Raw genomic sequence first — 22,429 nt, 5'->3', positions numbered from 1 at the left:
TAATGGCCCGCGCACTGATCCTCGACGCCGCCCGCACGCCGTTCGGCAAGTACCGCGGAGGTCTGTCCAGCATCCGGGTGGACGACCTCGCGGCGCTGCCCATCGTCGACCTGCTGCGCCGCTATCCGTCCTTGGACCTGGCGCGCATCGACGACGTGTTGCTGGGCGACGCGAACGGCGCGGGCGAGGACAACCGCAACGTGGCCCGCATGGCGGCGTTGCTGGCAGGCCTGCCGGTGACGGTGCCGGGCGTGACGCTGAACCGCCTCTGCGCGTCCGGCGGCGAGTCGATCATCCAGGGCGCACGGGCACTGGCCGCGGGTGACGCGGACCTGATCATCGCGGGCGGGGTCGAGGGGATGTCGCGCGCGCCGTTCGTGACGGCACGGCCCGACAAAGCCTTCCCGGACCGCATGGAGACCGTGTCGACGGCGCTGGGATGGCGGCTGGTGAACCCGCGGATGCCCAAGCACTACACCGTGCCTCTGGGGCTGGCCGCCGAGAACGTGGCCGCGGAACTCGGGATCACGCGTGAGCAGATGGACACCTTCGCGTTGCGCTCACACCGGCGTGCGGCGGCGGCCTGGGACGCGGGCGTGCACGAGGGCTTCGCGTTCTCGGTGCAGCTGCCGGACGGAACGGCGGTGCGCCGCGACGAGAACGTCCGCGCGGACACGAGCGTCGAGAAGCTCGGCAAGCTGAAGCCGGCGTTCTCCGAGCACGGGTCGGTCACCGCAGGCAACGCGTCGCCGTTGAACGACGGCGCTTTGGCCGCGTTGCTGGGCACGGAAGCGCTGGCCTCAGAGTTGGGCGTCGAGCCGCTCGCCGAGGTGCTGGGCAGCGCGACGACCGGTGAGGAACCGCACCGGTTCACCATCGCGCCGGTGTCGGCGATCCGGAAGTTGTTGAAGCGCCTGCATCTTGAGGCTGCTCAGGTCGACCTCTGGGAGATCAACGAGGCGTTCGCCGCCATGGCGTTGTCGGTGCTGCACCACCTGCCGGAGATCGACCGCGAAAAGGTCAACGTCCACGGCGGCGCCATCGCGTACGGGCATCCTCTCGGTGCGTCGATGCCGCGCGTGATCATCGACGTGGCCCGGCACCTGCGCGCACGTGGTGGTGGCGTCGGCATCGCGGCTGCTTGTGTTGGCGTCGGCCAGGGTGTGGCCGTGGCGGTCCGCGTCTAGGGCTTGGCCGACAGGATGTCGCGGGCCTGTTCCGCGGCACGGATGATGCTCTCGCTGACGAAGTCCATGAAGCGGGCGATGTTCTCCAGGCGGACGGCCGCCGGGGTGCCTTCGCCGAGCACGCTGACGCCCCTCCTCGCGGTTTCGGCGAACTGCGCGTTGGACCGCGCGCCGGCGATCATCGACTGGTACCAGACGTCGTCGTCGACGATGTAGCGCTCACGGCGGCGCTCGTCGCGTTCCCTCCGGATCAGGCCGAGGCCTTCGAGGGTCGCCATCGCCTTGGACACGGTCGCCGGGCTGACCTGGAGCCTCGCGACGAGCTCCGCGGCCGTCGCGCTGCCCGTGTCGGCGGTGTAGAGGACGGTCAGCATCCTGGACGTCATCTTCGGCAGCCCTGACTGCTCCAGGATCGCGACGAACGCCTCCTCGTACTCGCGCATGGCCTCGGGGTCGCGTCCGTCCGTGCGCGCGACCTGTTGTGCGCGGGGTGTCGCCTTGCGCCGCTGGGCCCGGTGTTCCGTCGCGAGGTGGGCTAGGTCGGCCTTGTAGCCGGCGGGGCCGCCATTGCGCATGACCTCGCGCGTGATGGTCGAGGTGGGCCGATCGAGGGCCCTGGCGATCTCCGCGTAGGCGAGGCCGTCGGCCAGGCCTACCGCGATCTGCCTTCGTTCCTGCTGGGTGAGTCGACCTCCTGGCATAGCGTTCAGCGTATCTCATTGCAACGCTCTCGTCATGATCGTTGCATTAGATTTCAAGCCCATTGCAACACTTTCTGGCTGTTTACCTGCAGATACACAACTCTGATGCAACGAAGTTCGTTGCTGCACCCGTGAACGCAACGTAGCTTTTCGCTCATCAGAAACAACGAGCCACAGGAGCCGGAGATGCAGAACTTCGCCACCACCGCCCCGATCGCCGCCATCCTCGACATCCCCGCGGGCCTGGTTCAGTTCATCGCCGCCGACCGCGCCGACACCGCGGTCGAGGTCCGCCCCGTGGACGCCTCGAAGAGCCGCGACGTGAAGGCCGCCCAGGAGACCTCGGTCGAGTACGCCGACGGCGTCCTGCGCATCACCGCCAAGGCGGGCCACCAGATCCTCGGCTCCTCCGGGTCCGTCGAGATCACCGTCCAGCTGCCCGCCGGTTCCCGCGTCGAGGCGAAGGCGGCCAGCGCCGAGTTCCGCGGCGTCGGACGCCTCGGCGACATCGCCTTCGAAGCCGCGCAGAGCGACATCAAGATCGACGAAGCCGCCGCCGTCCGGCTGACGACCCAGGCCGGTGACGTGTTCGTCGGCCGCCTCAACGGATCCGCCGAGATCAGCACGCAGAAGGGCGACATCGAGATCGGCGTCGCCGCCGGGCTCTCCGCGTCGCTGGACGCCGGCACCTCCTACGGCCGGATCCACAACTCGCTCAAGAACGACGGCACCCCCGACGTCGCGATCCGCGCCACCACCGCGTACGGCGACATCACCGCCCGCAGCCTCTGATCCTTTTAGAACTGGGGAGAAATCCATGAGCACCACCGCGAACTACCAAGCCGCAGAAAAGCTCCTCCGCCGCTCGGCCGCCCCCGGCGAGCTCGTGGTCGGCGACAAGGTCCGTCCACAGTGGATCGACGGTGGTGCCCGCTTCTGGTACCAGGTCCGCGATGGCGCCGACCGGAAGTTCTACGTCGTCGATCCTTTGGCGGGCACCCGTGAGGCGGACTTCGACCCCACGCCGTTCCTCCCGGCTCCGGGCAACCCGCTGGAGGTGTCGTCCCCCGACGGCAAGTTCGCGGTCTCGCGCCGCGGCCAGGACCTGTGGGCACGCTCCGGCGACAACTCGTGGGCCCTGACCACCGACGGTGTCGAGGACCACGGGTACGGCTACGGCCCGGACTCCGGGAGCTACGGCACGTTGATGCGCAAGTTCGGCCTGCCGCACATGCCGCCCGCACTCGCCTGGGCCCCCGACGCCACGAAGGTGCTGGCCCACCGCACCGACCAGCGCAACACCCGGAAGACCCACCTCGTGGAGTCGAGGCCGACCGACGGCGGCGCCCCGGTGCTGCACACCCAGCGCTACGCCTACCCCGGCGACGCGGACATGCCGTTGGCCGAACTGGTCGTGTTCGACGTGGCCGAGGGCAAGATGGTCCGCGCCCAGTGCGAACCGCTGCTCATGCCCGAGTTCTCACCGATCATGCTCGGCTGGGCGTGGTGGGCCGAGGACAGCTCGGCGGTGTACTTCCTGCGCAGGTCCCGCGACCAGCACACCCTTTCGTTGAACCGGATGGATGCTTCCACCGGCGAGGTCACGGTCGTGCTGACCGAGACCGGCACGAACCGGGTCGGCCCCAACCAGTTCATGTACGGCATGCCGGTCGTGCGGGTGCTGGCCGACGAGGTGCTGTGGTTCTCGCAGCGCGACGGCTGGGGCCACCTCTACCGCTACGACCTGGGTAGTGGCGCGTTGCTCGGCCAGGTCACGTCCGGGCAGTGGCTGGTGCGCGAGATCCTGCACGTCGACGAGGGTGTCGTCTACTTCACCGCTTCCGGGTTGGTGGCGGAGGACCCGTACCGCCGCACGGTCTGCTCAGTCGGCTTGGACGGCACCGGTTTCACGATCGTCACCGACGACCTGCTGGACCACATCGTCACCGTGGCACCTTCCGGGAAGTGCTTCGTCGACTCGGCGTCCACTGTGGACACCCCGCCGGTGACGACCGTGCGCGACTGGTCCGGCCGCGTGCTTGTCTCGTTGGAACGCGCGGACATCTCCCGGTTGCTCGACACCGGTTGGACCGCGCCGGAACGCTTCTGCGTCAAGGCGGCTGACGGTTCCACCGACATCTACGGCGTGCTCTACAAGCCGCGCGGCTTCGACCCGGCTGCCCGCTATCCGGTGGTGGACAGCGTCTACCCCGGCCCGCAGGTCACCAGGGTCGACCCGTGCTTCGACCCCGGCGGCATGGGCCTGGACGCAGAACCGCTGGCAGCACTCGGTTTCGTGGTAGTGGCTCTGGACGGACGCGGCACTCCGGGCCGCAGCAAGGCTTTCCTCGACGTCTCGTACGGCAGGTTGGCCGACGCGGGCAGCTTGGAAGACCACGCGGCAGCGTTGGAGCAGCTGGCGGCAACCCGGCCGTGGATGGACCTCTCGCGGGTGGGCGTCATGGGCCACTCCGGCGGTGGGTTCGCGGCGGGGCGGGCGATGCTGGCCTTCCCCGAGACGTACCACGCAGGCGTCGCGCTGTCGGGCTCGCACGACGCCCGGTGCATCGGGCTGGGCTGGGCGGAGTCGTGCGACGGCGCGGACAACCCTGCCGCGTGGGAGCGTGCTTCCAACGTCGAGATCGCGGACCGGTTGGAGGGCAAGCTGCTGCTGGTGCACGGAGAGCTGGACGACACCGCGCACCCGCACCACACGCTGCGGCTGGCCGACGCGTTGGTCGCCGCCGGCAAGGACTTCGAGATGTTGATCGTGCCGGGGGCCGAGCACTTGTTCATCGACAAGCTGGCCTACGTGCGAACGCGCTGCTGGGACTTCCTGGTGCGCTCGCTGATGGGCGTGGAACCGCCGGCTTACCGGCCCGCGCCGATCGTCATCGACCCGGAGGTGCTGGGCGAGATGATGTAAGTCAGGAACGCCGACCACGCCTTGTCCGAGAGGGGCAGGTGCGTGGTCGGCTTCTTGCTGTCCCGGATGCCGATGCCACGACCGACCTCGACGCAGTCGCTCGCAGTGCCGCTGTAGCTGCTCTTGCGCCAGGCCGTCATGCGCACGTCCCCTCACTTCAACAAGCTGGTGATCAGCTCCTTCGATTGTTCCTCATCCAAAGCCTGAGCATCGAGCGCCTTCAGCACCTCGTCGTAGGCGGCGATCGAGCCCTTGTCTTCCAAGAACAGGTTCAAGTTGTGGGTTTCAACGAAGACCACCGGCTCGAACTTCTCGAAGCCCAACTTGGTGAACGACCCTGCAAGTCCGGCGTGCACGCCTATCGAGAGAGGCACGACGCGCACGCTGATATACGGACGGACGATCATGCGAAGCAGGTCTTCCAGCTGCGCGATCATCAGTGCGGCGCTTCCGACCTGGAGACGCAGCGCCTGCTCGTGAACGTAGAAGGTGAACTCCCGGCTCCGATGAAAGACCGACCGCCGCGCCTCTCGGGCGGCAACGATCTCCCCGACCTGCTCCGATGTGATCGTTGGAACGGCCTGCACCACTTCGAAGGAGTACTGCGGTATCTGAAGGAGGCCGGGGACGAGGTTCATGGCCCACACGAAGACCTTGGTGGCGAGCTGCTCCTGGGCGATCAAGGTGCGCAGCTGGTTCGGTACGCCGTCTTCATCGTTGAACTGGAGGAAACCCTTCTCACGCGTCTCTCTGAAGAGCGTGAGCAGACGACGAATCTCTCCAGCTTCAGTCCGGCACAGGCCCAGCAGCGTCGCCACTTCGACCTCTGTGGCCCCGCCCTTGCCCCGCACCAGGTCGGAGACCTTGGCCTCTTCCCAGTCGAGCAGCTCGGCGATCCTGCGCTGGGTCATACCGGTGGACTGGATGGCGTCACGGACACCATCACCGAACGAGCGCCCCACCACGCTCGAAGTTCGTTTCGGCATGCGAGGACGCTAGAAGGGCGAAGCCCCATCCCTCCATCGTTTGGATGCGACTCGCCACGAAGGAAGTACTTCTTGGAAGGCTTCTAAATCCGCTTCGAGATCAACGGGTACTCGACGACAAGGCCGTTCTGGTCGACCTTGATGTTCTGCTCGAACCCGCCGCTCTTGAACCGCACCACCGAGACGTCGTCCCCCACGGACACCGTCTTGTAGGTCTGCGTAACGGCCTTCACCGACAGATCCGGCAAGTTCACCCGCACGACAGGAAGGTTGTGCTCGCCCTCCTCGCGGTGCAGTCCCAGCCGCCGGATCGGGATGGCGTTGAACAGCACGGAGAACTGGACGTCGACGTCGAGAGCGCCGTTGAACGTCTCACGCTTGCTGCCCTGCCCGTGGTCGACGAGCCAGGCGCCGTCCTCGGTCCGCGACAGGGAGCACTGCCGCTCTTCGAGCACAGTCGCGGTGCGCAGCAGCAGGCGGTTCACCTGACCGCTCTCGCCGACCGACACCTCGAAGGAGGCGTTGAACTGTTCCTCGGGGCCGGCGGCGACCAGCCGGCCGGTGGCGCGCAGGCGCTGGTCACTGGAGAGCAGCAGGCGAACCTGCTCCAGACGCGGCTCGTGGAGGCCCTGCCAGGTGATCATCTCTGGCCTGCGGGCAGAAGGAGAGCGGGTCTCCCCAGTCGAGGTGACCCGCCCTGCGTCAGTGGCGTTGAAGGAGTTCACTGCCCACCCGGAAGGATGTCCTTGATCTTCTCGGCGACCGAGTCGACCTGCTCGTCGTGACCGAACTTGCCGCTGACGAAATCAGCCGCGGCGTCCACGCCCTTGTCGACCTGCTCGTGGTGCTGCTCGGCCAGGTCCATGGCCTTGTTCTTGATCTCGTCGAAGTTCATGTGATGCTCCTCCGCTCCTGACGCAGGGTACCCGAGTGGGCCCCGCGTGTTGATAGCCGCGATCACGCTAACTCCGCCTGGACAAGTCGGCTCGGCGACAACGATGATGGCCCCGCCGCCGCCTGGTCGGCCGCCGTCGCGGCCAGAACCAGGAGGACACGCCACATGACACGGCTCCTGCGTGGAGTTATGTCCGCAGTACTGCTGATGCCGCTCGTCGCTACCCCGTCGGCCAACGCCACAGCCGACATTCAGGGCAGTGACCTGGGCAAAGCGAAGTTCACGGTGACGGCCACGGCCACGAACGTCGCTGCCCGCAGTGACCGGCGCCCGGTCGCTGGTGGGGTCTACGACCGCAAGGTCGGCAAGACCTTCATCTCGTGGGCCGGTCAGTACGAGGACAGCTACGTCCAGTCGTACGACCACCGCAAGGCCACCTGGACGGCACCCAACCGGGTTGCGGACGGTGACTCCGACGCGCACAACTACCCGACCATGGTCCAGGCGAAGGACGGGCACCTGCTCATCTTCCGCGGCATGCACAACGTCGAGCTGCGCATGTCACGTTCGCCCAAGCCGCACTCCGTCGACGGCGTCTGGGAAGAGACGCTGATCTCGAAGAACGCGGCCACGTACCCGATGCCGTTCGTCACGCGCGACGGCACGATCTACGTCTTCTACCGCGAGACGTCCCGCGACCTCGACCCGACGGTCCCCACCGACACCCGGCCGATGCTCTACGTGGTGTCGAAGGACAACGGCAAGACGTGGAAGAACTCCACGGAGCTGACGGGCGACAGGTTCGCGATCGGTTCGACCGCGCGCACCGACAACATGAACGAGATCTACATCGGTCAGCTGCGGCAGGAGGACAACGGCCGCGTGCGGATCGTCTACACGCTCGCGGGTGGTGGCACTGAAGGACATCTGCACGACCGGTACCACCGCAACATCTACTACGCGTGGTTCGACCCGCGGAACCGGCACTTCTACTCGGCGGCCGGCAAGGATCTGGGCACCCAGATCGACGACGCCGACCAGGAGACGCACCTGAAGGTCGCGGAGACCCCGCTGACCGTGCCGAACGGCGTGAAGTCCCCCGACTACATCCAGCTCGTCGGCACGACGCTGGGCAAGCCGTTCCTGATGTGGTTCATGGGCGACCCGGACAAGGGCCCGCTGCGCAACTACATGTCCACTTGGAACGGTCGCAGCTGGGAGACCAAGGAGGTCGCGCGCGGCCTGCGCACGCGTGAGATGGAACCGGTCGACCCGTTCACGTGGCGCGTGTACGCCACCGAGGACGGCAAGCCGAACGTGAACACGTTCCTCGTGCGGTTCGGTCGCACGTGGACGCCGGAGGCCGTCATCCCGACGGCCAAGCCGGTGCAGCGCGTCGAGATCGTGGAGAACTTCCGCGACCCGGCTCGAGCGATCTTCTCCGGTGCGTCTTCGCAACGAGACGTCGCCATCGCTGACGGCGACATCAGCGTGGCGGGCATCAGCCGCCGCTAACAGCGCACGAAACGGCAAACGCCCCCAGGACCGGCGCGGACCCTGGGGGCGTTCGTCTAAGGGGTGCTGGCTAGTCAGGCGGTTGCCTTCTTGCGACGCACCACGAACAGGGCGCCGACACCGGCGCCGACGAGCACCAGACCACCGACGAGCGGCCACAGGATGGACGCGCCGGTCTCGGCGAGGTCGTCGTCACCGCCGCCACCCGGAGCCGGGGTCGGCGTGGCCGACGACGAGGTCGGGGCCGGAGAAGACGGCGTGGAGGAAGGCGTCTCGGACGGCTTGGTCGGCTCGGACGGCTTGACCTCGAGCTTCCAGTCGACCTTGGCCTCCTTCTCGACCTTGGCCTTCTGCGGCTGCGCAACGACGAGCGACTGCGCCTCGGGGTTGCGCGGGTCCTTGTTGCGCTGGACGAACAGGCGGCCGATCGCGATCTCGGCCTCGGCCGAGAGGTTGAACGTCGCGCTGCCGGTCGGCTGCTTCTCCGGGACGTTCACGAAGAACTCGGTGACCTTGTTGCCGGTGTCCTTGACGGCCAGCTCCTGGGCCTTCTTGTCCTTCTTCTCGACCGCGATCGGGTCGCCGTTGGCCTTGGTGACGGTGACGCCGTCCGGCAGGTCGGCGGTCAGCTTGACCTCGGACGCGGTCGTCGTGATGGTGAACGGGCCGATCTTCTCGCCGGACTTGCCGGACTTCGACGCGGGGTCGATCTCCAGCGTCGGCTTCGGCTGGTCCTTGATCTCGTTCTCCGCGCCGTCCTTGATCAGCCGTTCGTACAGCTTCATGACGTCGTCGGAGTTCTTGTTCGGGTCGAGCTTCGCCTCGTCCGAGAAGTGCCAGATCGCGGCCTGCGTGGCGGCGATCGTCTCCTTCTTGTCGAACTGGTCGCCGTACTTCTCGTGGATGAAGTCCATCGACTTGCCGGGGTAGGAGTTCTGGAGGACCCAGAGGACCTTGCCGGCGTTCACGGGGAACTTGGACTTGGGGTTCGGGTGCGTGCCCCAGGTCGCTTCCTTGAGGGAGTCCGCGTCCTCAAGGGGAGTCGGCAGCTCGACGCAGTAGGTGAAGACGTTCGAGCGCTTCTCGTCGTCCTCGATGCGGAGCTTGATGACCGCCGTGCCCTGCTCGAGCTCGTTCGGGTCCTTGATGTTGCCCACCGGCAGGAGGGTCACCGTGTGACCCGACTCCTGACCACCGCGGTCAGGCGTGATGGTGACGTCGGCATGAGCCGGAAGTGCCGTGAAAGCCAGGGCGGCAGTGGCGCCGAGCAGCGCGGTGCCAGTCCTCAACCGGGAAGCCATTGGTCTCCTTGCTCGCTGAAGTTAGCCCGAACGCGGTGGGAAGTCAGTCGCCCGTCGGGACGGTCGGCACGTCGACATCGACACTGAACCGACAGGAAGCGACGGCACAGTATCCGATCGAGTTACACCCAATGGAGTGAGGTATGACGATCACGACAAACCCACTGTGACCAGCAAGAACATACTCAGGGTGTCCACAGTGGATCGATCCCTGATGCATTCGATTTGTCAGGTGACGATAAATTCGTTGCCGAACAGTTATCAATTGAGACGTCCGCTACGGATGACCTGCGGCGATGGTTCAGACGGTCACGCCACCAATTCGGTAACTTCGACCGGACGAATGTCGCCGGGACGCAGCGAAGTGCCACGCAGGCACATCTCCTTCGGCTCCGGGCGGCGGCCGGTGAGAATCCAGCGGGTCAGTCCGGCCAACTGGTGCGCGATGAGCGGCGGAACGGCGTCGCCGACGTGCCGGTAGGCGTTCCCGAGAATCGAGACGTCGAACTTGAACTGGCGCGGGAAGCCCTGGAGCAGCGCCATCTCCCGCACGGTGCAGAGCCTGTGCTGCTCCGGGTGGGCATAACGGCCGTTGCCGACGTGGCCGCATTCCCGCTTGATCGTCCTGGCCGGTTCGTTCCACCACATCCGGCCGTAGACGTCCGGGTGCGAACCCCAGTTCTGCTGTTCGACGATCTTGCGTTGTGCCGGATTCAACAACTCCGCGGTCTCCGGTGAACGCAGCAGATCCGCCCACGAACCACCGTTCGCGGGAATTGCACGCATTCTTTCCAGACTGCGGTCCTGGGAAAACGTCGGCGACACGTGAATGGGGTCTTCGGGGTGCGCCTCGCCGGCCGCGATCACCGGCAGCTTGCCGATCGCCCGCCTGACCGTGATCGCGGACGGGCGGATCTCCCTGCCCGCCCAGAGGTCGTCCATCGTGAGCAGCGGCAGGCCCTCGTCGACGGCGACCATCAACGTCCGCTCACGCAGCTGCGGCAGGCCGAACTTGGACAGCATGTGCGTGCCGCCCGCGACCGCGTAGCCGATCCGGGTGAGCTCCTCGGCCAGGCTGTCGAAGTGGTGGCGCTGCTTGCCTTTGACGAGCTCGCGAGCGTTCTCGACGAGCACGACCTTCGGGCGCAGTTCCGCGGCGTACACCGCGATCCGGCCGACGAGCGAGTTGCGCGGGTCGTCGCGCAGGTGGTTCTGCGAGGTGATGCGGCTGAAGCCCGAACACGGCGGGCACGCCAGCAACACGTCGAGCTCGCCTCTCTTGAGGCCCCACACCTCGCGCAACGCCGCCGGCGACACCTTCGAGAGGTCGACCTCCAACGGGTCGACGCCGATGTTCGCACGGTACGTGTCGTTGCAGCGCAACGAACCCAACCGCGAACTGGGCTTGCCGATCTGCGCGTCAGCGGCACCGACGACCCGGAAGTCGCGGTGGGCGTGGAAGCCGTAGCTCATGCCGCCCGCACCCGAGAAGATGTCGGCCACCGAGAAGGACACCACGAGATCGTACGGGCGAGGCTCCGAGGAGCCTTCCGTGACATCCCGTACCTTTCCGGCCTATGGAGCTGCCGCGTGCGTGGCAACGGCCTGATCCGTTGCGGGGCCTCGACAGGATTTCCTGGGTGGAGGTCTACGACGGCCGCGGTGGCGCCGGTCGCGTGCCACGCCTGCTGCGCTCCCTGATGGACCCCGCTCGCGACGTTCGGCTGGACGCGCTCTCTTCGTTGGCAGAGCGGCTGCTGACCGACGACACGGTGTCCGAGGCGTCGTTCTGCGCCGTGCCGTACCTGGTGGAGCTGGGCGCGTCGTACAAGGTCGCCGCGGACGTGCGCGACCGGGTGATCTTCCTGCTGGCCGCCATGGCATTGGCGGGCAAGGGGTTCACCGAGGACGGCCGGCGCACGCACCGCCGGTGGAACGCTCTCGGCCGCGAACTCCCCCGCACGGCGCCGGACTGGCTGACGCAGACCCGGCACGCCGTCTCCCAGGGCGCGCCGAAGATCTTCGAGGCGCTGGCCTCCGAACGGGTGGCGTGCCTCGTGGCGCTGGCGTGCGCGGTGCCGGAGAAGCTGCCCTCGTTCGTCAGCGGGCTGATGACCGACATGATCGACCTGCCGGGCGAGGAGATGCTCGCGGACGCCGCCGAGATCGCCGTGGCGCTGCTGAAGCGGTCACCCGAGTTAGTCGGCGTGGACCGGCCGAAGGTCCTGGGCGAAGGGCTGGTGCGGCCCGCGCACCAGCCACGTGAGGTCGCCGCGGCGTTGATGGGCTACCGGTTCGCCCTCATCTCCGCGTACGGCGATGAGGGCGCCTGGTGAGTCCACTCAGTCCTGCTCAGGCGGTGACGGCCTCTTCGATGAAGTCCTGCTCGACCTGGGTCTCGTCCTCGACCGCGATCGCGGGCTCCAGGGCGCCGAGGCCCGTCCCCCACTCCTGATCCGCCAACGCGAACGCCGCGACCGTCAACGCGGCCACGGGCGCGCCGACGGGCATGTTCTCGCGGTGCAGGTCGAGGTCCAGGCGTCCACCGATCGGCGACGGGCTGAGCCGCAACGTCGCGTGCGCGGGTTCTTCCGGGTGCGCCAACCGGCACGCCCATCCCGTGAAGATCACGCGGCGTTCGTCCACCTGGGTCGGTTGCACGGCACGGACGTTGGCGCCCACCGCACCCGAGCGGATGTTGTCCGCGGCCTGCAGCACGAGCTCCTCGAACTCCATCGAGGAGATGCCGAGGTCCCAGCCCGCGACCAGGGCGACCTGCACGAGCGCGAGCGGCAACGACGGCACCGCGTCCTCGAAGCACACCATCGCGCCGCCGTAGCGGGTGTTGATCTCGGTCGGCAGGAAGCCGTCCTCGGTCGCGATGCCGTCCAGCGTGAACGTGCCGCGGTAGCCGACGGTCTCGCGCAGGTGCTCGCCGACGCGGCGGGCCAGGTTGCGCATCTCGTCGCGGATCCACACGGGCGGGTCGTAGTACGACGCGCAGCCCGCGTAGAGGAACTTGGCCTGGCCCTGGCGGCGCGGCACGACCATCTCGATCGGGCGCAGCACCGCGGTGCCGTCCGGGAACACGATGCCGTGCACGCTCACCGGAATGCCTTCCAGGAACGGCATCACGCGCACCTGCTCGCACTTGGGGGCGAGCACCTCGAAGGCGTCCTTCGCCTCCTCGTACGACCGCACGCGGCGCACGAAGTTCGCGCCACCGTTGATCGCCGGGCCGTCACCCGACCAGACGACGCCCGCACCGCGGTCCAGGATCTCCGAGGCGCCCCAGAGACGTTCGAAGTCGAGGTCGAACACCATCGCGGGCGCACGGCGAGCGCTGAGCTCGTCCCAGAGCGCGTCGATCGTGGTCTTGTTCTCCAGCTCGACCCACTTGCGCTCGCGCGCGTTGAGGACCGGACGGCCCTGGAACGTCGCGATCTCGTTGTAGGGCGTGCTGATCACGAGCGCTTCGGCGTCGCGGTCGAAGTCGCTGAGGATCTCGCGGACCTCGGCGCTCGGCTTGGTCAGCAGCTTGCCGAGACGGCGCTGCTCGACCGCGACGAAGCCGCCCTTGATGCCCAGCGACACCCAGCGCGCTATCTCCGAATCATGCAGCGGGGCATGGTCGTCGGTATCGAGCACGAGCGTATGGCGAGCACCGAGCGCATGAAGCTCATGCGCCCGTTTCGCCAAACGCGTGCCACCGGCCAGCACGACCAACCGGTCACCGAACAACCCGCCCAGGCGCTCGTTGAGCGCTGCGAAGACATGATCCATCGCCGAGAACCCGCTTTGAGAGAAGCAGAAGGATGCGACCGGCGATCGCCGGGTGACGCGTAGCGTAGAGCCACCCGGTATGTGTGTCGAAGCACGGTCCGGCAACGGCCGGATGAATGTTGCGGCGGGCTTGTTGCGGCCAGCCCGCCGGCAAGTGGATCAGCGTCTGATCTGTGTGCGCGCTAGGCGCGCGCCGCGTCCCGGAGGACCTGGTCAACGCGGTTGAGGAAGCTGCGCCTCGGGTTGATCGCCGACAGCGGAGCGGTGAGCTCAGCGGGACCGGGCGCGGGTGCGGCTCCCACGATCTCGGCCACGTTGCGCAGGAACTCCTGCCGCTTGAACTCGTGCACGGCCACGTCGTGCAGGAGTCCGGCGATGCTTGTGTGCACAGCGCGATGGGGGTAACTCACTCGTGTGTTATCGGCGCAACCCCGGTCGACCTTTAGGGTCAACTTGTGCGAGTTCTAGTGACCGGTGCCACTGGGTACGTCGGCCGTGCTGTAGTGCGTGAGCTGCGGGTTCACGGGCATGAACCTGTTTCGTCCCGTCAACGGCTGTCCGAGCCGTTCCTTCCGGTGGACGCGGACGCCGTCATCCACCTGGCGGGTGTCGCGCGCGTGCGGGAGTCGTTCGAAGATCCACTTTCGTACTACGAGACGAACGTGGGCGGCACGCTGAACTTGCTGAAGGCGTTGGAGGGGCAGCGATTCCTGTTCGCGTCGACTGGTGGGGTCTACCGGCCGTCCGACGTTCCGCTGAACGAGGAATCTTTTCGGGAACCTTCTTCTCCATATGCGGCCACGAAGGCGGCCGCCGAGGATCTTGTCGCGTGGGCGGCCCGGTCCGGGCGGATCGGAGCGACCACGCTGCGTCTGTTCAACGTCGCTGGAGGTGGTGACACGGACACCACTCGGGTGATCACCCGTGCGGTGGCCTGCGCGGCCGGAACCGTGCCCGGGATGGAGGTGTTCGGCGACGGGTCGGCCGTGCGCGACTTCGTGCACGTGTCGGACGTTGCCCGAGCCTTCGTCGTGGCGTTGGAGGCTTGTTCCGTCGGGACCTCGTCGGTCTACAACGTCGGGGCCACGGCCGCGTCCGTGCGGGATGTTCTCGACACCGTCTCGGCCGTCACCGGGCGCGCTGTGGACGTGACGTGGCGGCCGGCGCATCCCGGAGAGGTGCGGTTCCAGCAGGCCGACGTGTCACGGCTGCGCGCGCTCGGGTGGGAGCCTTCTCATTCCTCTTTGGAGCAGATCGTCAAGGACCAGTGGCACGCTTCGGCACCGGAACCCGGTCCAGGTCCTTCGCGATGACGATCTCGCCGTCGAACTCCGCCGCTGCTTCCGCGTGGAACTCGGCGGGGTCTTCGTAGCGCTGGGAGAAGTGGGTGAGGACGAGCTTGCGGACGCCGGTCTCCCTGGCGACCCGCGCGGCCTGCTGAGCCGTCAGGTGGCCGTGGTCGCCGGCCAGTTTCGTGTCCCGCGCCAGGTAGGTCGACTCGATCACCAGCAGATCCGCCTGGTCGGCGAGCTCGTAGATGTTGTCGCACATCCGGGTGTCCATGACGAAGGCGAACCGCTGGCCTTTGCGGGGTTCGCTGACGTCTTCGAGCTTGACGCCGTTGAACACGCCGTCCTGCTGGAGGATGCGGACGTTCGGACCCTGGATGCCGTGTTCCCTGAGCTTTTCCGGGAGCATGCGGTGGCCGTCGGGTTCGATCAGGCGGTAGCCGAAGCTGTCGATGCCGTGGTCGAGCCGGTAGGCCTCAAGGGTGCCGAACTTGCCGTTGGCGAATTCGCCGTCTGCGTCGACGGGCTCTTCCTTGATGTCCGCAGCGTCGTAGAAGGCGCTGGCGTAGCGGAGGCGTTCGAAGAAGTGCGAGCCGCTGCGCGGGAAGTGGGCGTGGACGGTGTGCGGGACGCGGTCGAGGCTGAGCCTTTGCACGATGCCCGGCACGCCCAGGCAGTGGTCGCCGTGGAAGTGCGTGATGCAGATCCGGGTGATGTCGCTCGCAGCGGCACCTGACCTCAGGAGCTGTCTCTGGCTGCCGTCGCCGGGGTCGAAGAGGAAGCCCTCGCCGTCCCACCTCAGCAGATAGCCGTTGTGGTTGCGCTGGCGCGTGGGCACCTGGCTGGCCGTCCCCAGGACGATCAGTTCCCGCACTGTCACCCCCTGACGTTAACGTCTGTCCCATGCAGAGCGTGGAAGCGGCGGCGTCGTGGCCCGCCTCGAACGTCGCGGTGGCCGTTGTGTCGGGTGGGGCCGTCGTGGGGTCGTTGGGCGATCAGCAGCGCGTGTTCCCGCTCGCCTCGGTGACGAAGCTCCTGACCTCCTACGCGGTGCTGGTGGCCGTGGAGGAGGGTGCGGTCGAGTGGGACCAGCCGGCCGGGCCTCCTGGGGCGACCGTGCGGCACCTGATCGCGCACACGGCCGGGTATGCGTTCGACAAGGCCGAGGTGCAGGCCGCGCCCGGTACGCGGCGGATCTACTCCAACGCCGGGTTCGACGTGCTGGCTTCGTTTGTCGCGTCGGCCTGTGAGATTCCGTTTGCTTCTTATCTTCGTGAGGCCGTGTTCGAGCCTCTGGGGATGAACTCTTCGGCTTTGGTCGGGTCGGCTGGCGCCGGTGCCGAGTCCTGTGCCGCCGACTTGGCGCTTTTTGCTTCGGAGCTGCTGTCGCCGAAGTTGGTGTCTGCGTCGTTGGTTGCCGAGGCGACTTCGGTCGTGTTCCCCGGACTGAACGGTGTTCTGCCTGGTTATGGCATGCAGAAGCCGAACGACTGGGGCCTCGGGTTCGAGATCCGGGACGGCAAGTCGCCGCACTGGACCGGACTTTCGCACTCGCCGCGGACGTTCGGGCACTTCGGCCAGTCGGGCACGTTCCTGTGGGTCGATCCGGAGATTTCCGCCGCGTGCGTCGCCCTGACGGATCTGCGCTTCGGGCCGTGGGCGGTCGAGGCCTGGACGCCGTTCTCCGACGGTGTGCGGGCGGAGCTCAGTCAGCGAGCCTGAGCGCCAGCTGCCGCAGGACTTCCTTCACGTCGGCGTCCTCGCAGTCGTTCTCGTACGCCTGCGCGACGCCGTGGAACGCGTACAGCAACCCCGCGGTGAACCAGCCGAACTGCCCGAGCACCTGGTCCATGGCCTGCTTGAGGGCCTGGGTGGCGGCCTCGTCCAGCTGGCCGTCGACCTTCACCTCGTAACTGAACACGCCTTCCTGCAACGACTTCAGGGCCGTGCGCAGGTAGTCGTTCGACTCGCCCGCGTCGTAGGTGAGCGTCAGGACGCCCAACGCCCGCTGCATGATCTCGCGCTGCTCCACGCGCGTCACTCTGCACGGTCGCGTTGCTCTCGTCCAGCGGGTTCATAAGGCAACAAATAAGACGCATGCGCATTCCGCTATTCACACTTTCGGGTGATCGGTTTGGTTCAGGAATGCCCTTGCGCGCGATTACCGCACGTTTGTCACGTCTCAATATATGTCGCTGAGCGTATGTCTCAAATGGCTTTCAGCCACGCGGTTCAGCGATCGACTTGTGGCGCGCTTTTGGTCGAGGATTTTCGGCGTACCTTTCCTTTCCTCTCTGGAGTCAGTCGTGCGTGAAACTGTTGCCCGCATCGCCAAGCCCGCCGTGATCGCCCTCGCCGGCGCGGCCGCGATGTTCTCCGCGGCGTCCCCGGCCTCGGCCATGCCCGTCGTGGAGAAGGACCTGCCGGTCGGCGACCTGCCGGTCAGGGTCGCGTCCGTCCCGCTGGCCGTGGCCTCAGTGCCCCTGGCCGCCGCAGGCACCGCGGCCGAGGTCGCGTCCGGCGCCCCTGTCGTCGGCGAGGCCATCGACCGCACCCCGCCCGTCGCCGACCTGGCGTCGTCGCACGAGCCGATCACGGACGCCGTGGCCCGCGTGCCGCAGCGCGTGATCGAGGTCCCGCTCGGCCAGTAGACAGCTACCGGGGACCCCACCTGACCCAGGCGGGGTCCTCCTGCACGAGCTGCCGTTCGAAGGCCTCCGCGATGCCGTCGACGTCCCACTCGTTCTGCTCGATGACGGGTTCCTTCGGCGCGGTCTGCCCAATGACGTGCAGCCGCCCGTTGGCAAACCGGATCAACTGCCCGGTGATCTTCGCCGCCCGATCGCTGAGGAGATACGTGACCAGCGGCGCAATGGTCTCCGGCGGCCCGCTCGGCTGAGCCTTGGTGTCCGCCGCAGCCATTCGCGTCCACGCGATCGGGCACACGGCGTTGACCCGGATGCCTTTTTCCTGCAGCTCCGCCGCCGCGCCCGCCGTGATGCTGGCAACGGCACCTTTGGACGCGCTGTAGGTGAGCGCGGTGGGCTGGCCGACCATCGCGACCGAGCCGAGGTTGACGATCGAGCCGCGCCGCATGCTCTTGACCGCCGCGTTGGTGCAGTAGAGCGTGCCGAGGACGTTGATCTCGATGAGCTCACGCATGTTTCTTGGATCGTCCTGGCCGATCGCGGCCTGGTACCGGATGCCGGCGTTGTTGACGAGGCCGTCGATCCTGCCGAACGCCGCGGTGCAGGTGTCGATCATGGCCTCGGCCTGCTCGGGGTCCGTGACGCTGCCACCGCTCACGACCGCCTTGCCACCCCGGAGCGTGATCAGTTCGGCGACCTGCCCGGCGAGCGGTTCGTCGACGTCGTTGATGACGACCGCGGCCCCGTTCGCGGCGGCGTGCATGGCGAACGCCCGCCCCAAACCCTGCCCGGCACCGGTGATGACCACGGCCTTGCCCGCCAGAATCGCCATGCACCCGAGTGTGGCCAGTCGGACTCACTGAGCGGTCAGTCACGTCGTCGAGTGACCTCTGTCGGCGCCGAACGGCGTACGTGAAACGACGACCGGTCGGCCCGGTGGTTGTCGCGGTTTCCGCAGATCAACCACTGTGGAATCGACTGCGTCTGCACCCCGTCACCAGTAGAAGCTGAGGGCTAGTCGAAGTCGTACACGGTGGTGGCGACACCTTGCAGGGTCTCCTCGATGATCGGCTCGATCCGCTCCCACCGCCCACCGGCCAGCCCACACCCGATGCGCGGCATGTGCACGCTCGCTCCGAGCCTCTTGGCGTGCTCGGCCAAGGCGTTGAGGCACCGCTCGATCGCCTCGTACCGGACGGGCGGCCCGTTGCTACCCGTGCGAGTGCCGCGCTGCCCCACCATGTTCGCGACCCAGATGTCCGGCTTCACCTGGACCAGCTGCACGGCGCCGAGCCCGAAGTCGTTGTGCGCGCGATTGCGATGCCACTCGCGGTACGCCTTTTCGGGCTCCGGCCACCGCTTCGACACCGCCAGCACGAACCCCTTGCCCCACCCGCCGAGATCGTTGCAGACGTGCGCGACGATCTTCGGCCCCTTGGCCTGCGGGCTCGTCGCATCCCCTTTGATCACCCGCAACATCTCAGCGCCGGTAGCTGTAGTGGATGAAGCCCGGGAAGTACTTGCCGATCTTGTCGTACAGCTCGCGGGCCTCGGCGTCTTCCAGCGTGTTCCAGTAGAGGCTGCGGAAACCGTGCTCCTCGGCATCGCGCGCGACCCAGTGGATCACCGCCGTGGCGACGCCCTGGCGCCTGACTTCGGGGTCCACGAACAGGTCCGCCAGGTAGCACCGGCCTTCGACGCCCCACACGCTCGCGTGGAACACGTAGTGCGCGATCCCGACCATCTTGCCGTCGAGCCACGCGCCGATTCCGCGCGTCTCGCTGGTCAGGAGGCGGCGCCAGGTTCGTTCGTAGTCCTCGTCTGTGCGCTCGGTCTCGAAGAAGGCGTCCTTGCCGCGGATCAGCACGTCCCAGTCGGCGCGATCAGATTCGCTCAGGAAGTTGATCTCCACCATGCGGCCATCCTGCCGCACGCGAAAGGCCCCTGACAGCTATTTCGCTGTCAGGGGCCTTTCGGTCTGGCGCGCTCGACAGGATTCGAACCTGTAACCTTCTGATCCGTAGTCAGATGCTCTATCCGTTGAGCTACGAGCGCAGGTCTTCAATTTTAACCGATCCTCAAGAGGCTCGGCCTTGCGGAGGCTCCGGGATTTGAACCCGGGATGGGGGGTTACCCCAAACCGCATTAGCAGTGCGGCGCCATAGACCAGACTAGGCGAAGCCTCCCGGGACCATCCTTGGCCACGACGCATAGGTTACACAGGTCCCCAACCGAGTTGCAAAACGCCCCCCTCGAACCTGGAAACGCGCTGGTCAGACCACGCGCAACGAGCTCAAGAGGGGCGTTAAACGCCTGTTCACCGGAGCGGGAGTGACCTAGATCATCCCGAGGCCAGTTCCAGGAACGGTTGGAGGGACTCGGGATTGCGCAGGGCGCCGCGGCTCACGGCCTTGTCCGGGTCGGCTCCCGCGAGGATCTTCTTCACCGGGACCTCGCACTTTTTGCCGTTGAGGGTCCTGGGGATCTCGGCAACGGCGACGAAGCGGTTCGGGACGTGGCGTGGGGACAGCGAAGAGCGCAATTCCTGGCGCAGCAACGGTTCCACGTCGGACAACGTGACGCCGTCGAGCACCACGAAGCAGAGCAGCTCACCTTCGACGGCACCCGACGTGTCGATCACCAGTGAGTCGACCACGCCCGGGATCGACTCGACCACGCGGTAGAACTCCGAGGTGCCCATGCGGACGCCGCCGCGGTTCAGGGTCGAGTCGGAGCGGCCGTAGATCACGGCTGAGCCCCGTGGGGTGATGCGGATCCAGTCGCCGTGGCGCCAGATTCCTGGATATGTGTCGAAGTACGCGTCGCGCAGGCGGGAACCGTCGGAGTCGCCCCAGAAGTAGACCGGCATCGACGGCATCGGGCGGGTGATCACCAACTCGCCCACGGCGTCGTCCAACACAACGCCGGCCTCGTCGTAGGCGTAGACAGCGGCGCCTAGGGCGCGGCAAGAGAGTTCGCCCAACCAGACTGGGCGGTCCGGGGAGGCTGCCACGAAGGCGGTGCAGAGGTCGGTGCCGCCCGAGACCGAGGCGATTTGGACGTCCTTGCCGACCGCGGAGGCGATCCAGCGGAAGCCTTCCGGGGTCAGGGGTGCGCCGGTTGAGCCGACGACGCGCAGGCCCGTCAGGTCGTAGCGGGTGGAGGGTTCCAGGCCCTCTTTCAGGCAGGACTGGACGTAGGGGGCGGAGGTGCCGAAGTAGGTGACGCGGTGTTGTTCGGCCAAGTGCCACAACGTGTTCAGGTTGGGAAAGGCCGGGCTGCCGTCGTAGAGAACGATCGTGGTGCCGACCAGGAGGCCGCCCACCAGGTAGTTCCACATCATCCAGCCGGTGGTGGTGAACCAGAAGAAGCGGTCGCCCGGGCCGAGGTCGCTGTGCAGGGCGAGCATCTTCAGGTGCTCGACCACGATGCCGCCGTGGCCCTGGACGATGCCCTTGGGCAGGCCGGTGGTGCCGGACGAGTAGAGCACCCACAGCGGGTGGTCGAAGGGCACCGGGGTGAACTCCAACGAGGCGCCGGCGTTGGCGGAGACCAGCTCCGAGAACGACAGCGCGTCGGGCAAAGAAGACCCGTTGTCCAGGTAGTCGATCAGGACCGTGGCGCGCAGCGACGGGATCTGGGAGCGGATCTCCTCGACGACCGGGCGGCAGTCGAAGGACCGTCCGTTGTAGACGTAGCCGGAGACGGCGACGAACACGACTGGAGAGATCTGGGTGAAGCGGTCGGCCACGGCTCGGGCGCCGAAGTCCGGGGAGCAGGACGACCACGTGGCGCCCAGGGAGGCGGCCGCCAGGAAGGCGATCAGGGCCTCGGGGGCGTTCGGGACCAGTGCGACCACCCGGTCGCCCGCGGAGACGCCCAGAGAGGCCAATGCGGCCCGGAAAGCGGCCACGCGTGAGCGCAGGGCGCCGAACGTCAAAGAGGAAGTGAGGCCGTCCTCGCGGTGGAAGATCACGGCGAGGTCGTCGTCGGCTCCACGGCGCAGGGCGTGCTCGGCGTAGTTCAGCGTCGAGCCGGGGAACCACTCGGCCCCGGGCATCGAGGAAGACCCCAGAACGCGATCAGGAGCCGTGTGGAACTTGACGTCGAAGTACGAAGCTATGGCGCCCCAGAACCCCTCGAGGTCGGAGACTGACCACTCCCACAGCGACTCGTAGTCGGGGAAGTCGTGGCCACGCTCAGCGAGCCACGTCCGGAAGGCGGTCATCCCGTTGTCCCTCGTGGGGTCCGGGCGCCACAGCAGTTCGACGTCGGTGTCGGTCATGCCCCATGTCTAGTTGAGGCGCAACCGCACGTCCATGTGTGATTGGCGGACTTGCAGTAGCCCACCAGTGTGGAACCTACGCAGCCAGCAGCTCGTCCACCGCGGAGGTCAGCCGCGCCGCGTCGGCCGGAGCCAGCACGAGCCAGCCGTCCTGCTTGCGCAGCAGGTAGCGGCCCTCTCGCGTGTCCAGCCAGGACACCGAACGGCCGGTCGGGCGGGGTACGCCGTCGCGGTTGCGGGCGGTGAGGCCCAGCTCGCCGCCGCCGATGCGGGACGTCACGATGCGTAACAGCGCGTGCGCCTCGGGCTCGCGGATGCCGGCGTCGCGCAGCACGTCCAGGAACGCCTGCTTGCCGTCCTCCTCGCCCGCCTTGCCCGCGCGCATGTAGTCGTCCCACCGCACGTTCACGGAGCGGCCGCTGCCCGGCGCGAGGCCTGGCAACGATGACACCGTGGCCGAAGCCAGGGCGTTGGGGCGGAACGCGTACAGGTGCACGTCGTCGTTCACGCGGGCCGCGAACGCTCCGCTCCAGCCCGCACAGGCGATGCCGCGGGCCAGTTCGGTGCCCTTGAAGTACGCGATCTCCAGGGCTCGGTCGAACTCGCCCAGGCCGCTGACCAGCGCACGCAGGTCGGGGTCCGGGCGGTGCACGGTGCCGAGCCCGCGGGCGTAGAGCGTTTGCGAGCTCTGTTCGACGAGGCGTTGCCGCGCCGCTCGGGTGGCCCCGACGTGGGGCGTCCCGAGCGGCACGACGCGGTCCTCGCCGTGCACGGCTTGCCACAGCAGGAAGAACTCCTGCGAGCTGACCGTGTACTGGCGTTCGCTCACTGACCGATCACCGGCGGGGCCGCCTTGCGGTCCAGGCCGAAGACGTTGTCGTCCTCTTCCNGGGGCCGCCCCCCCCCCCACGAC

The 22,429-nt window shown here is 67.4% G+C and carries 24 protein-coding genes and 2 tRNA genes; 8 read left to right on the top strand and 18 right to left on the bottom strand.

Going from position 1 to position 22,429, the window contains the following annotated elements; genetic code table 11:
• Positions 1 to 2: 2 nt before the first annotated feature.
• On the top strand, positions 3 to 1,187 hold the full coding sequence (locus tag LFM09_RS27510; RefSeq protein WP_414099452.1) for a thiolase family protein: 1,185 nt from the start codon (positions 3 to 5) through the stop codon (positions 1,185 to 1,187).
• On the opposite strand, the gene LFM09_RS27505 is transcribed toward LFM09_RS27510, so the two are convergent.
• Positions 1,184 to 1,888, bottom strand: a complete 705-nt coding sequence (locus LFM09_RS27505; protein WP_414099451.1) for a helix-turn-helix domain-containing protein — start codon at positions 1,886 to 1,888, stop codon at positions 1,184 to 1,186. The genes LFM09_RS27510 and LFM09_RS27505 overlap by 4 nt on opposite strands.
• Positions 1,889 to 2,074: 186 nt before the next feature.
• On the opposite strand from LFM09_RS27505, the gene LFM09_RS27500 reads away from it, so the two are divergent.
• Positions 2,075 to 2,680 (top strand): DUF4097 family beta strand repeat-containing protein, encoded by a 606-nt coding sequence (locus tag LFM09_RS27500; protein WP_414099450.1) that lies wholly within the window; start codon positions 2,075 to 2,077, stop codon positions 2,678 to 2,680.
• 25 nt (positions 2,681 to 2,705) lie between these two features.
• A complete protein-coding gene (locus tag LFM09_RS27495; protein WP_414099449.1) occupies positions 2,706 to 4,814 on the top strand; it encodes a DPP IV N-terminal domain-containing protein in 2,109 nt (702 codons plus the stop codon).
• On the opposite strand, the gene LFM09_RS27490 is transcribed toward LFM09_RS27495, so the two are convergent.
• From LFM09_RS27490 to LFM09_RS27475, 4 genes are all read right to left on the bottom strand, one after another.
• Positions 4,760 to 4,954 carry a DUF397 domain-containing protein gene (locus LFM09_RS27490; RefSeq protein ID WP_414099448.1) on the bottom strand — a complete coding sequence of 65 codons (195 nt, stop codon included), beginning with the start codon at positions 4,952 to 4,954 and terminating at the stop codon, positions 4,760 to 4,762. The genes LFM09_RS27495 and LFM09_RS27490 overlap by 55 nt on opposite strands.
• A 12-nt stretch (positions 4,955 to 4,966) precedes the next feature.
• A complete protein-coding gene (locus LFM09_RS27485; RefSeq protein WP_414099447.1) occupies positions 4,967 to 5,800 on the bottom strand; it encodes a Scr1 family TA system antitoxin-like transcriptional regulator in 834 nt (277 codons plus the stop codon).
• 83 nt (positions 5,801 to 5,883) lie between these two features.
• Positions 5,884 to 6,444, bottom strand: coding sequence for a putative glycolipid-binding domain-containing protein (locus tag LFM09_RS27480; protein ID WP_414099446.1), 561 nt, complete (start codon positions 6,442 to 6,444; stop codon positions 5,884 to 5,886).
• A 77-nt stretch (positions 6,445 to 6,521) separates the two neighbouring features.
• Complete coding sequence (locus tag LFM09_RS27475) at positions 6,522 to 6,695, bottom strand: antitoxin (protein ID WP_414099444.1); 174 nt, start codon at positions 6,693 to 6,695, stop codon at positions 6,522 to 6,524.
• A gap of 165 nt (positions 6,696 to 6,860) precedes the next feature.
• On the opposite strand from LFM09_RS27475, the gene LFM09_RS27470 reads away from it, so the two are divergent.
• Positions 6,861 to 8,210 carry a BNR-4 repeat-containing protein gene (locus LFM09_RS27470; RefSeq protein ID WP_414099443.1) on the top strand — a complete coding sequence of 450 codons (1,350 nt, stop codon included), beginning with the start codon at positions 6,861 to 6,863 and terminating at the stop codon, positions 8,208 to 8,210.
• Between the two features lie 74 nt (positions 8,211 to 8,284).
• Here LFM09_RS27470 and LFM09_RS27465 read toward each other — a convergent pair whose 3' ends face one another.
• A complete protein-coding gene (locus LFM09_RS27465; protein ID WP_414099442.1) occupies positions 8,285 to 9,511 on the bottom strand; it encodes a Cys-Gln thioester bond-forming surface protein in 1,227 nt (408 codons plus the stop codon).
• A gap of 309 nt (positions 9,512 to 9,820) precedes the next feature.
• Positions 9,821 to 11,026 (bottom strand): DNA cytosine methyltransferase, encoded by a 1,206-nt coding sequence (locus LFM09_RS27460; protein ID WP_414099441.1) that lies wholly within the window; start codon positions 11,024 to 11,026, stop codon positions 9,821 to 9,823.
• Positions 11,027 to 11,088: 62 nt separating this feature from the next.
• Between LFM09_RS27460 and LFM09_RS27455 the strand changes: the two genes are divergently transcribed.
• Entirely contained in the window at positions 11,089 to 11,847 is a 759-nt protein-coding gene (locus LFM09_RS27455; RefSeq protein ID WP_414099440.1) for a hypothetical protein, read from the top strand.
• 16 nt (positions 11,848 to 11,863) lie between these two features.
• Here the strand turns inward: LFM09_RS27455 and LFM09_RS27450 are convergent, their stop codons facing one another.
• Both LFM09_RS27450 and LFM09_RS27445 read right to left on the bottom strand, forming a co-directional pair.
• Positions 11,864 to 13,294 carry a hypothetical protein gene (locus LFM09_RS27450; protein WP_414099439.1) on the bottom strand — a complete coding sequence of 477 codons (1,431 nt, stop codon included), beginning with the start codon at positions 13,292 to 13,294 and terminating at the stop codon, positions 11,864 to 11,866.
• Between the two features lie 182 nt (positions 13,295 to 13,476).
• Entirely contained in the window at positions 13,477 to 13,683 is a 207-nt protein-coding gene (locus LFM09_RS27445) for a hypothetical protein (RefSeq protein ID WP_414099438.1), read from the bottom strand.
• A 66-nt stretch (positions 13,684 to 13,749) separates the two neighbouring features.
• Here LFM09_RS27445 and LFM09_RS27440 point away from each other — a divergent pair, with 66 nt between their 5' ends.
• On the top strand, positions 13,750 to 14,607 hold the full coding sequence (locus LFM09_RS27440; RefSeq protein ID WP_414099437.1) for an NAD-dependent epimerase/dehydratase family protein: 858 nt from the start codon (positions 13,750 to 13,752) through the stop codon (positions 14,605 to 14,607).
• Here LFM09_RS27440 and LFM09_RS27435 read toward each other — a convergent pair.
• Complete coding sequence (locus tag LFM09_RS27435; protein ID WP_414099436.1) at positions 14,552 to 15,463, bottom strand: ribonuclease Z; 912 nt, start codon at positions 15,461 to 15,463, stop codon at positions 14,552 to 14,554. The genes LFM09_RS27440 and LFM09_RS27435 overlap by 56 nt on opposite strands.
• A gap of 23 nt (positions 15,464 to 15,486) precedes the next feature.
• On the opposite strand from LFM09_RS27435, the gene LFM09_RS27430 reads away from it, so the two are divergent.
• Positions 15,487 to 16,305 carry a serine hydrolase domain-containing protein gene (locus LFM09_RS27430; protein ID WP_414099435.1) on the top strand — a complete coding sequence of 273 codons (819 nt, stop codon included), beginning with the start codon at positions 15,487 to 15,489 and terminating at the stop codon, positions 16,303 to 16,305.
• Here LFM09_RS27430 and LFM09_RS27425 read toward each other — a convergent pair.
• The gene (locus LFM09_RS27425) at positions 16,289 to 16,615 is read right to left on the bottom strand and encodes a hypothetical protein (RefSeq protein WP_414099434.1); all 327 of its coding nucleotides are present in this window, start codon (positions 16,613 to 16,615) and stop codon (positions 16,289 to 16,291) included. The genes LFM09_RS27430 and LFM09_RS27425 overlap by 17 nt on opposite strands.
• A 274-nt stretch (positions 16,616 to 16,889) precedes the next feature.
• Between LFM09_RS27425 and LFM09_RS27420 the strand changes: the two genes are divergently transcribed.
• Positions 16,890 to 17,234 (top strand): hypothetical protein, encoded by a 345-nt coding sequence (locus LFM09_RS27420; RefSeq protein WP_414099433.1) that lies wholly within the window; start codon positions 16,890 to 16,892, stop codon positions 17,232 to 17,234.
• Positions 17,235 to 17,238: 4 nt separating this feature from the next.
• On the opposite strand, the gene LFM09_RS27415 is transcribed toward LFM09_RS27420, so the two are convergent.
• The 7 genes from LFM09_RS27415 to LFM09_RS27385 form a co-directional block, all read right to left on the bottom strand.
• The gene (locus LFM09_RS27415) at positions 17,239 to 18,063 is read right to left on the bottom strand and encodes an SDR family NAD(P)-dependent oxidoreductase (RefSeq protein WP_414099432.1); all 825 of its coding nucleotides are present in this window, start codon (positions 18,061 to 18,063) and stop codon (positions 17,239 to 17,241) included.
• 182 nt (positions 18,064 to 18,245) lie between these two features.
• Positions 18,246 to 18,701, bottom strand: coding sequence for a macro domain-containing protein (locus LFM09_RS27410; protein WP_414099431.1), 456 nt, complete (start codon positions 18,699 to 18,701; stop codon positions 18,246 to 18,248).
• 10 nt (positions 18,702 to 18,711) lie between these two features.
• Positions 18,712 to 19,146 carry an N-acetyltransferase family protein gene (locus LFM09_RS27405; protein WP_414099430.1) on the bottom strand — a complete coding sequence of 145 codons (435 nt, stop codon included), beginning with the start codon at positions 19,144 to 19,146 and terminating at the stop codon, positions 18,712 to 18,714.
• Positions 19,147 to 19,210: 64 nt separating this feature from the next.
• Positions 19,211 to 19,286 (bottom strand) — tRNA-Arg (locus tag LFM09_RS27400).
• Between the two features lie 41 nt (positions 19,287 to 19,327).
• Positions 19,328 to 19,417, bottom strand: a tRNA-Ser gene (locus LFM09_RS27395).
• A 155-nt stretch (positions 19,418 to 19,572) separates the two neighbouring features.
• The gene (locus LFM09_RS27390; RefSeq protein ID WP_414099429.1) at positions 19,573 to 21,516 is read right to left on the bottom strand and encodes an acetoacetate--CoA ligase; all 1,944 of its coding nucleotides are present in this window, start codon (positions 21,514 to 21,516) and stop codon (positions 19,573 to 19,575) included.
• Between the two features lie 76 nt (positions 21,517 to 21,592).
• Positions 21,593 to 22,345: an ESX secretion-associated protein EspG gene (locus LFM09_RS27385; RefSeq protein WP_414099428.1), complete on the bottom strand. Its 753-nt coding sequence runs from the start codon at positions 22,343 to 22,345 to the stop codon at positions 21,593 to 21,595.
• Positions 22,346 to 22,429: the final 84 nt, after the last annotated feature.

Origin of the sequence: Lentzea alba, assembly GCF_047445655.1 — a bacterium.
GTDB lineage: Bacteria > Actinomycetota > Actinomycetes > Mycobacteriales > Pseudonocardiaceae > Lentzea > Lentzea alba_A.
This window is presented reverse-complemented; position numbering and strand designations above follow the sequence as displayed.

Bases quoted from the DNA above. Each gene is read 5' to 3' on its own strand.
- LFM09_RS27500 (WP_414099450.1), top strand. From the start codon at position 2,075: ATGCAGAACTTCGCCACCACCGCCCCGATCGCCGCCATCCTCGACATC.
- LFM09_RS27505 (WP_414099451.1), bottom strand. From the start codon at position 1,888: ATGCCAGGAGGTCGACTCACCCAGCAGGAACGAAGGCAGATCGCGGTA.
- LFM09_RS27480 (WP_414099446.1), bottom strand. From the start codon at position 6,444: ATGATCACCTGGCAGGGCCTCCACGAGCCGCGTCTGGAGCAGGTTCGC.
- LFM09_RS27390 (WP_414099429.1), bottom strand. From the start codon at position 21,516: ATGACCGACACCGACGTCGAACTGCTGTGGCGCCCGGACCCCACGAGG.
- LFM09_RS27490 (WP_414099448.1), bottom strand. From the start codon at position 4,954: ATGACGGCCTGGCGCAAGAGCAGCTACAGCGGCACTGCGAGCGACTGC.
- LFM09_RS27450 (WP_414099439.1), bottom strand. From the start codon at position 13,294: ATGGATCATGTCTTCGCAGCGCTCAACGAGCGCCTGGGCGGGTTGTTC.
- LFM09_RS27475 (WP_414099444.1), bottom strand. From the start codon at position 6,695: ATGAACTTCGACGAGATCAAGAACAAGGCCATGGACCTGGCCGAGCAG.
- LFM09_RS27510 (WP_414099452.1), top strand. From the start codon at position 3: ATGGCCCGCGCACTGATCCTCGACGCCGCCCGCACGCCGTTCGGCAAG.
- LFM09_RS27405 (WP_414099430.1), bottom strand. From the start codon at position 19,146: ATGGTGGAGATCAACTTCCTGAGCGAATCTGATCGCGCCGACTGGGAC.
- LFM09_RS27485 (WP_414099447.1), bottom strand. From the start codon at position 5,800: ATGCCGAAACGAACTTCGAGCGTGGTGGGGCGCTCGTTCGGTGATGGT.
- LFM09_RS27495 (WP_414099449.1), top strand. From the start codon at position 2,706: ATGAGCACCACCGCGAACTACCAAGCCGCAGAAAAGCTCCTCCGCCGC.
- LFM09_RS27465 (WP_414099442.1), bottom strand. From the start codon at position 9,511: ATGGCTTCCCGGTTGAGGACTGGCACCGCGCTGCTCGGCGCCACTGCC.
- LFM09_RS27455 (WP_414099440.1), top strand. From the start codon at position 11,089: ATGGAGCTGCCGCGTGCGTGGCAACGGCCTGATCCGTTGCGGGGCCTC.
- LFM09_RS27470 (WP_414099443.1), top strand. From the start codon at position 6,861: ATGACACGGCTCCTGCGTGGAGTTATGTCCGCAGTACTGCTGATGCCG.
- LFM09_RS27430 (WP_414099435.1), top strand. From the start codon at position 15,487: ATGCAGAGCGTGGAAGCGGCGGCGTCGTGGCCCGCCTCGAACGTCGCG.
- LFM09_RS27415 (WP_414099432.1), bottom strand. From the start codon at position 18,063: ATGGCGATTCTGGCGGGCAAGGCCGTGGTCATCACCGGTGCCGGGCAG.